This window comes from Thermodesulfobacteriota bacterium, assembly GCA_040755095.1.
Classification (GTDB): domain Bacteria; phylum Desulfobacterota; class Desulfobulbia; order Desulfobulbales; family JBFMBH01; genus JBFMBH01.
Map to the genome: position 1 here is coordinate 1 of JBFMBH010000173.1, position 7,627 is coordinate 7,627.

Sequence of the window (7,627 nt, forward strand, 5' to 3'; positions counted from 1 at the left end):
CTGACCCCCTGGGCGGGATTCTCCGGGGTCGAGAAGAGCTGCTCGGGCACGGCGTGCTCCAGGGCCGAGGAGGTGAGGCCAGTGGCGCGCATGAACTGGAGGAAGGTGGCCTTGTTGCCGTCCCGGGCCTGGGCGACCACGGTGTTGAAGTCCACGTCCATCACCAGGCCGCCGGGCTGGGCGGAGATGGCGCGGCCGGAATAGAACGAGTACGTGAACTTGAGGTCGTTGGCGAACAGGGCCTCGGAGGGCAGCCGCAGGTTGTTCACCTGCATGGTCCGGGCTGACAGGTAGTCCAGGACATCGTACTCGGCGTAATAGCCCACGGCGGTGGTGAAAAGCAGGTCGCCCAGGAGATCGTCCCTGGTCAGGCCGGCGAAATCCTGCGCCTCCAAACGGGCCTTGGTGGTCTCCAGTTTGGCCTTTACCGCGGCCAACTGGGCTTGGGCAATCCGGCCCAGATCCAGGGCGATGGCCGCATAGTCGCCAGCCTCGATGGTGTTGTGGACCGGGAAGGCGCCTTTGCCCGGAAAGGTCATCGTGAGATGGCAGTCCTCGGTGGTGCCCATGGTCACGGCGCCGCCGGTGGCCACCACCTGGCCGTCGAGCCGCAGCTCGGGCCGCAACTGAATGAGGTAGGCCGGCAGGGAGGTTGGCAGCTCCTCGGGCGTGATGGGCGTGCCGTCCGCATGGGCAGCCGGCAGAAAGGAGCTGATCAGGTCCTCGTCCGCCTGGGTGGCCGGGGCGTAGGAGAGGGTGATCTTCTTGCCCGCCAGCTCCGGCAGGGAGGCGGAATACGAAATCGGCGCCTTGCCCTCGATGCGCAGGCTGAAGCTGTGCCGGAGGCTGGCCGGCAGCTCGCTGGACTTCACACCCGCCACCACGGTCTGGTACGGCAGGGTGCCCAGAAGGTACGGATAGGTCTCGGTCTGGATGGTCCTGGTGCCCAGGACCTCCCCCACCGTGGCATTCGGGTAGTTGGCCTCGAGGTGGCTCGCCACCCGGGTCTGGAAATCGGCCATGGTCTGCTCGATGAAGGCCTGGTCGACGCCGGTCACCGAGCCCTGCTCCTGGTCGATAGTGGCGGTAGCCACGATCTGGTCGGCAAAAGCCTGGGCGTCAAAGGGCACGGCTGCCGCAAGATCCAGCCCCTGGGTGTACGTGTGTTGCTTGAAGCTGGCATCCAGCGGCACCCAGGTGTCGCCATGGCCGGTACGGTGGCGGGCGCCCCGGGACGGGACGTAGTCGATCCAGGCCTCCACCCAGACATGCTCGAACTGCACCCGGGTGATCTTTCCTCCGGCCACCACGCCGGAGAGCGGGATGCCGCCGGAGCGGGCAAAGGTGAGGGCCGCGTTGGCGTCGGTGAAGTCACCCACCCAGCTCATGAACCGCTCCACCGCCATCTCGCCGGTGCCGAGCACATACCGGGCCGGGATGTCCGAGGCGTGCAACAGGGCGATGAGAAGCGACGAGGTGTCAAAGGCGTTGCACAGCTGGCTCTGCAGGCAATAGTCCGCCCCCTGGATGGCGCCCCAGGTGGGCGCATACTCGATGCTGTTGCGGACCCATTCGTAGATCCGCACCGGATCATGGCCCAGCTCCGCCGCCTTGGCCTCAATGGCCGGGCTGACCTGGACATCGACCGAGGGCGCCAAATCGGCCGGGGTGGGCAGATCACTGAGCTGCGCCAGCAGCAGACCTCCCGGGGGCACTGCGGCGGCCGGCGGCAGGACGCCGGGGCTCAGGCCGAAAGAAGCATCCTCCGTATCCGCGACTACCGCCTCCCCACCGAGACCCGAATCCACCCCGCCGCTTTCGTGCCCCAGGGAGGCAACCCGGATACCCGGCGGCAGCGCCACCGGATGATAGCCGGCTTCGGGCAGCAATGTGCCGGGGAAGAGCATGGCAAACGCCTCCTCGGCGGACATGGTGCTCGCCTGCCGGACCGGCTGGAAATCCTCCTTCTTCAAGCGGGGCTCGGCCTTGGTGGGCTCGGCCGCCCGGTGCGGCAGGTTGTTGAAATCGATCCGCGGCCTCTTCACACGCCTCTTCGCCGCCTCGAACCGGTCCTGCAGCTGCCGGATGGCCTGGTCTTCCTCCCCGGCCGTGGCTGCCTGATCAAGCGCCTCCACCTCGGCCATGAACTGCCGCTGCCCGCTCTCGTATTCTGCCACAAACTCCAGGTGCCGCTGGAGGATCTCCGCCGGCACCGATTTCTCCCGAAGCCTTTGCTCCGTGGCCGCGAATTGCCGCCTCAGCTCGCCATCCTGGGCCTCGATGGCGCTCCTGGCCTGCCGGATCCGGTCTTTGACCGCTCGCCGCGCCGCCGGGCCAGCCGCCTGCCGCAACTCCTCCACCAGGCGGCCCAGCGCCCGCACCTCGTCATGAATTCTCTCCTCCGCCCGCGGCTCTCTCCGGCCCTGGCCAGCAGATGGCGCAGCCTCGCCTGCAGCATCCCGGGCAGCCCAGGCGATATCCCGCAGGCCACCGAAGGACCACATATAGAAGAACAGCACAACCCTTGATGTTATTCGCAGAGCACGGCTACAACTGGAGCGCATTCCTCCATAGCCGTCAGGCTAAGCCTCAACCACTTGAATTTATTTAAGAAAAATAAAGCGCCGCACCCGAGGTGCGGCAGAAACTCATGAGTACCGCCCCAAGAAGCAGATGGCCCGGCGCCGCGAAGACGACGATGATGCCGCCCGGAGCAGGCGGCCGTACTGGGCACCTGATGAGCCTTTGGCCGTGACACCGAGTTTGGCTCCAGGGCAACGGCTGAGGGGCTCGGCCGGGCCTGGGCAGATGAAGCCGACGTTCGTTCCGGTGTGCCAGCCGGACACCCCAACGCCAAGAAGCCATGGGCGCGGATCCGGGGCGACGGCAGCTGTGTCCGCCCCAATCCCCGGGCCGAGCCTTGCAGCCCCTCTTTCGCCTGCGCTACACTGGAAGGCAGCCGTTCTCCACGGCAGTGGCGGCTGGATTTTTGTCTTCTCACGCGCAACAGGGAGGAAGCATGGCCCAGATCGACGCCTTTTTCCGGCTGATGAACGAACAGGGGGCCTCGGACCTGCACATGATCTCCGGCCAGCAGCCGGTGCTGCGGATCCGGGGTGACATGGAGCGGGTCAAGTACAAGGTCCTGAACAACGACGAGCTCAAGGCCATGCTCTACGAGATCGTCCCCGAGGACAAGATCAAGACCTTCGAAGAGACCGGTGATGTGGATTTCGGCTACGAGATCCCAGGCCTGGCCCGGTACCGCGGCAACTTCTTCATGCAGAAGAACGGGATTGCTGCCGTCTTCCGGGAGATTCCCAGTTCCATCCTCTCCTGCCAGCAGCTGGGCCTGCCGGGCGTGATCTCCCGGCTGGCCCTTCTGCCCAAGGGCATGGTGCTGGTCACCGGCCCCACCGGCAGCGGCAAGTCCACCACCCTGGCGGCGATCGTCAACGAGGCCAACGAGAAGCGGCGGGATCATATCCTCACCGTGGAGGATCCCATCGAGTTCGTGCACCAGAGCAAGTCCTCGGTGATCAACCACCGGGAGGTGGGCACCCATACCCGCTCCTTTGCCGCCGCCCTCCGGGGCGCCCTGCGCGAGGACCCGGACATCATCCTGGTGGGCGAGATGCGGGACCTGGAAACCATCGCCCTGGCCATGGAGGCGGCCATGACCGGCCACCTGGTCTTCGGCACCCTGCACACCTTGAACGCTGCCAAGACCGTGGACCGGGTGATCGAGATCTTCCCTGCCAACCAGCAGGCCCAGGTACGTTCCACCCTGGCCGATGCCTTGAAAGCGGTGGTCTCCCAGACCCTGTTCAAGCGGGTGGACATCAAGGGCCGGTGTGCGGCCCTGGAGATCCTCATCTGCACACCGGCGGTGCGGAACCTGATCCGGGAGGGCAAGACCTACCAGATCCCCTCGGCCATGCAGACCGGCAAGAAGTACGGCATGCAGACCCTGGACGACGCCATCATGGAGCTCTTGAAGAAGGGCTGGGTGTCGCCGGAGGCTGCCTACACCAACTGCATCGAGAAGTCGAAGTTCATGCCTTTCCTCAAAACGCCGCCCATCGACTTCACCGAGGTCTGATGGAGGTGCCGGCAGGGGGAATCGGACCATGCTGCAGCCCGCCGACGTTGCCCATATCATCACCCTCATGTTGGACGCCCGGGACAATGTCTCGGACCTCAACCTCACGGTCAACAAGCCCCTGCAGACCACCTCGGCCGGCCGTCTCTTCCCGGTGGCCAACGACTTCGGCCTGACCAGCCTCACCCCGTTCCAGACCGAGCAGTTCGCCCTGGCCCTCATCCATCACAACCGGCGCCTTACTGCCGACCTCCTCAGTACCGGCTCCTGTGACCTTTCCCACGAGCTGCCCGGCCGCTCCCGCTTCCGGGTCAACATCTTCTCCCAGCGGGGCTCGTATTCCATCGTCATGCGGATGCTCTCCAACAAGATCCCGAGCATCGACGGCTTGAGCCTGCCCGAGGCCTTCCACTCCATTGCCAAGGAGAAGAACGGCATCGTGCTGTTCACCGGTGCCACCGGCAGCGGCAAGACCACCAGCCTGGCCGCCATCCTCCGGGAGATCAACCTGGCGGAGGCGGTGCACATCATCACCCTGGAGGACCCGGTGGAGTTCGCCCATCCCCACGAGAAGGCGACCTTCAACCAGCGGGAGCTGGGCATCGACTTCGACTCCTTTGCCAGCGGCCTCCGGGCCGCCCTGCGCCAGGCCCCCAACGTCATCCTGGTGGGCGAGATGCGGGACCGGGAGACGGTGGAGATCGCCCTGTCCGCAGCGGAGACCGGCCACCTGGTGCTGTCCACCTTGCATACAGTGGACGCCGGACACACCATCAACCGTATTCTGGGCATGTTCTCCATCGAGGAGGAGCGCCAGATTCGCATCCGCCTCGCCGAGGCGGTGCGGTGGATCGTCTGCCAGCGTCTGCTGCCCAGGATCGGCGGTGGCCGGGTGGCGGTGTTCGAGATCATGAGCAACACCATGCGGGTCAAGGAGTCGATCCTCTCCGGCGAGTCGGAGGGCAAGACCTTCTACGAGATCATCGACGCCGGCGACGCCTTCCAGATGCGCACCTTCGACAAGAACATCCTGCAGTGCTACCAGGACGGGCAGGTCACCGAGGAGACCGCGGTGGCCTATGCCTCCCGCCGCAATGTTGTCCTGCGGGGCCTGGACCAGATCAAGAGCGCCCGGGGCGAGCGGACCTCGGAGATCGAGGGCCTGGCCATGGATCAGGACTACGGCCAGGCGGTCACTGGCCGTCCCCGCCGGCGCTGATCCCTTTCCCGACATCCTCCGCCAGCACCCAGGCCGGGTCTGACCGTCCCGGTTGGCCCCGGTCTGGCCGGAAGCTCCAGGCCGCCAGGCCAGAGCCGCTGGCCACCACGGTGATGGCGCCGCTGTCCGCTGTGCCCAGGAAGCGGCTGCCCAGGGCTGCGGCCCGGGCCGGCAGCGCCGGGTCCGGGAAGCCGAAGGGGTTGGCGAAGCCGGCGGAGGCCAGGATGAGCTTTGGCGCGACCGCCGCCAGGAACGTCTGGCCGCAGGCCTTGCCATCACCGTGGTGGGGGGCCAGCAGGACCTCGGCGGCCAGGTCGGCTCCGGCGGCCAGGAGGGCAGCCTCGGCCTCCTGATCGATATCCCCGGGAAAGAGCAGCCGGTGGCGGCCGGCCGCAAGGCGCACCACCAAGCTGGCGGCGTTCGGGCCCCGGGGCAGGGCCGGCGGCCCATGAGACCCGGTGGCGGCCAGGGGCGAGGACAGCACCGCCAGCCGGGCCTCACCGGTGGCCAGCAGGACCTCGCCGGCGGCCGGCGTCTCGGCGGCCAGGCCCAGCTGCCGGGCGGCGGCCAGCCACTCCGGCTCCCCGCCGGGGCTTGGCTCGCCGTTGGTCCACAGGCGCCGGGGCCGGAAGGCGCCCAGAACAAAGGGCAGGGCGTTGGTGTGATCGGCATGGCTGTGGCTGACCACCATCCCGTCCAGGCGGCGGATCCGGCGCTGCCAGAGGAAGCGGCCGATGATCTCCCGGCCGAGATTGAAGGTGCGGCCGGCGGTGCTGCCGCCGTCCAGGAGCACGGTTACGCCATGGGGCAGCTCGGCCACCACCGCAGCGCCCTGGCCCACGTCCAGAACCGTCACCCGGGTGGCGGTCTCCCGGCTGCGGGCGAGGTGTGCGGCCAGGGGCACGCCCATCGCCACGGCCAGGCCCACCGCCACGGCACCCCGGGCCAGGCGTCCGGTCCGCCAGCACAGGATCCCGGCCAGGAGGAGATAGACGGCCGCCACCTCGGCCAGGCTGGGGGTGGTGAGCCACAGGGCGGCGCCAGGGAGGGCGGCCAGCCAGGCCGTCATCCGGTCGGCCGCCGCCAGGCCCCAGCTGCCCATGGCAACGAGGAGGCCAGCCACCGGCTCCGCCACCGGCAGGGCCAAGGCCGCGGCCAGGCCCAGGATCAGGGCCCAGGCGCCGATGAGGGGCTCCACCAGGACATTGGCCACCGGGCTGACCAGGGACAGGCGGTTGAAGTGGAGGATCCCCAACGGGGCCGTGCCTAAGCCCGCGGCCAGGGACAAGGCCAGGGAGCCGGCAAGCCAGGCGGCCAGGCGCTGGCGCAGGCCGGCCTGCCGCTCGGTGATGGCGGGCAGCTGGCGGAGGATGACCGGCAGCACCAGGGCGATGGCCAGCATGGCGGCAAAGGAGAGCTGGAAGGAAACGTCCAGGAGGCTTGGCGGATGGGCCACCAGGATGATCAGCCCGGCCGCGGCAGTGCTGGTCGTCAGACGGGCCTGCCGGTGCCAGACCAGAGCGGCCAGCACCACCACCACCATGATCAGGGACCGCAGCACCGGAATCTCAAGACCAGCGACCAGGGCATAGCCGGTGAGCGGCAGCAGCGCAAAGAGCCCGGCCAGCTGGCGGGCGGGCAGGCGCAGGAGAAGGCCAGGCCAAAGGCCCAGCAGCCAGCGGGCGCAGCCGGCGGCAAACAGGGCCACCACCGCCATGTGGGCGCCGGAGATGGACAGGATGTGGAAGACGCCGCAGGCCTCGAAGTTGTCCAGGAGATCCTGCGGGATGCCCGCCCGCTGCCCCACCAGGATCGCCTGGTAGAGGGCCTGGTACCGGGGCGGCGCATGGCGCTCCACCAGGGCCAGGATCGGCTGCCTGAGGCACTGGGCCCAGGCCTGCCAGGGCCGGGCGGCCGGAGCGCCGGGGAGCCTGAGCAGGTGACCGGGGTCCCGGATCCAGCCGGAGACCCAGATCCCCTGGCGGGCCAGATGGCGGGGATAGTCGAAGCTGCCGGGGTTGGCGAAGCCCCGGGCCGGCCCCAGTCTGGCCAGGGCGCGAACCCGGTCGCCGGCCATGAGCGGCTCGCCCGGTGTGCCGGCCAGGCTCAGGCGCAGGCGGCCATGGGCCGGCTGGTCGCCGGTGGGCCGGTGCAGGGCCTCGACGTCTACGAGCAGGCGGGTCCGCTCCTGGTCCAGCTGGGGTGCCGCCGCCAGGGTGCCGGTGACGGCTGCGGTCTCCTCGGCGGCAATCAGGCTCGCCAGATGGCTCGGATCCCGCGGCGGGGCGAAGAAAGGCTGGCCGTGC

4 protein-coding genes are annotated in these 7,627 nt (G+C 68.5%); 2 read left to right on the forward strand and 2 right to left on the reverse strand.

Annotation, left to right across the window (positions count from 1 at the left end):
• Nucleotides 1-2,381: transglutaminase domain-containing protein (locus AB1634_17865; GenBank protein ID MEW6221382.1), on the reverse strand; the 2,381-nt coding region annotated here is incomplete at its 3' end.
• A 638-nt stretch (nt 2,382-3,019) separates the two neighbouring features.
• Here AB1634_17865 and AB1634_17870 point away from each other — a divergent pair.
• Nucleotides 3,020-4,102 carry a type IV pilus twitching motility protein PilT gene (locus tag AB1634_17870; GenBank protein ID MEW6221383.1) on the forward strand — a complete coding sequence of 361 codons (1,083 nt, stop codon included), beginning with the start codon at nt 3,020-3,022 and terminating at the stop codon, nt 4,100-4,102.
• 31 nt (nt 4,103-4,133) lie between these two features.
• A complete protein-coding gene (locus tag AB1634_17875; GenBank protein ID MEW6221384.1) occupies nt 4,134-5,321 on the forward strand; it encodes a PilT/PilU family type 4a pilus ATPase in 1,188 nt (395 codons plus the stop codon).
• On the opposite strand, the gene AB1634_17880 is transcribed toward AB1634_17875, so the two are convergent.
• The coding region (locus AB1634_17880) for a DNA internalization-related competence protein ComEC/Rec2 (GenBank protein ID MEW6221385.1) at nt 5,296-7,627 on the reverse strand (2,332 nt) is incomplete at its 5' end. The two genes, AB1634_17875 and AB1634_17880, sit on opposite strands and share 26 nt — an antisense overlap.

Bases quoted from the DNA above. Each gene is read 5' to 3' on its own strand.
- AB1634_17870 (MEW6221383.1), top strand. From the start codon at position 3,020: ATGGCCCAGATCGACGCCTTTTTCCGGCTGATGAACGAACAGGGGGCC.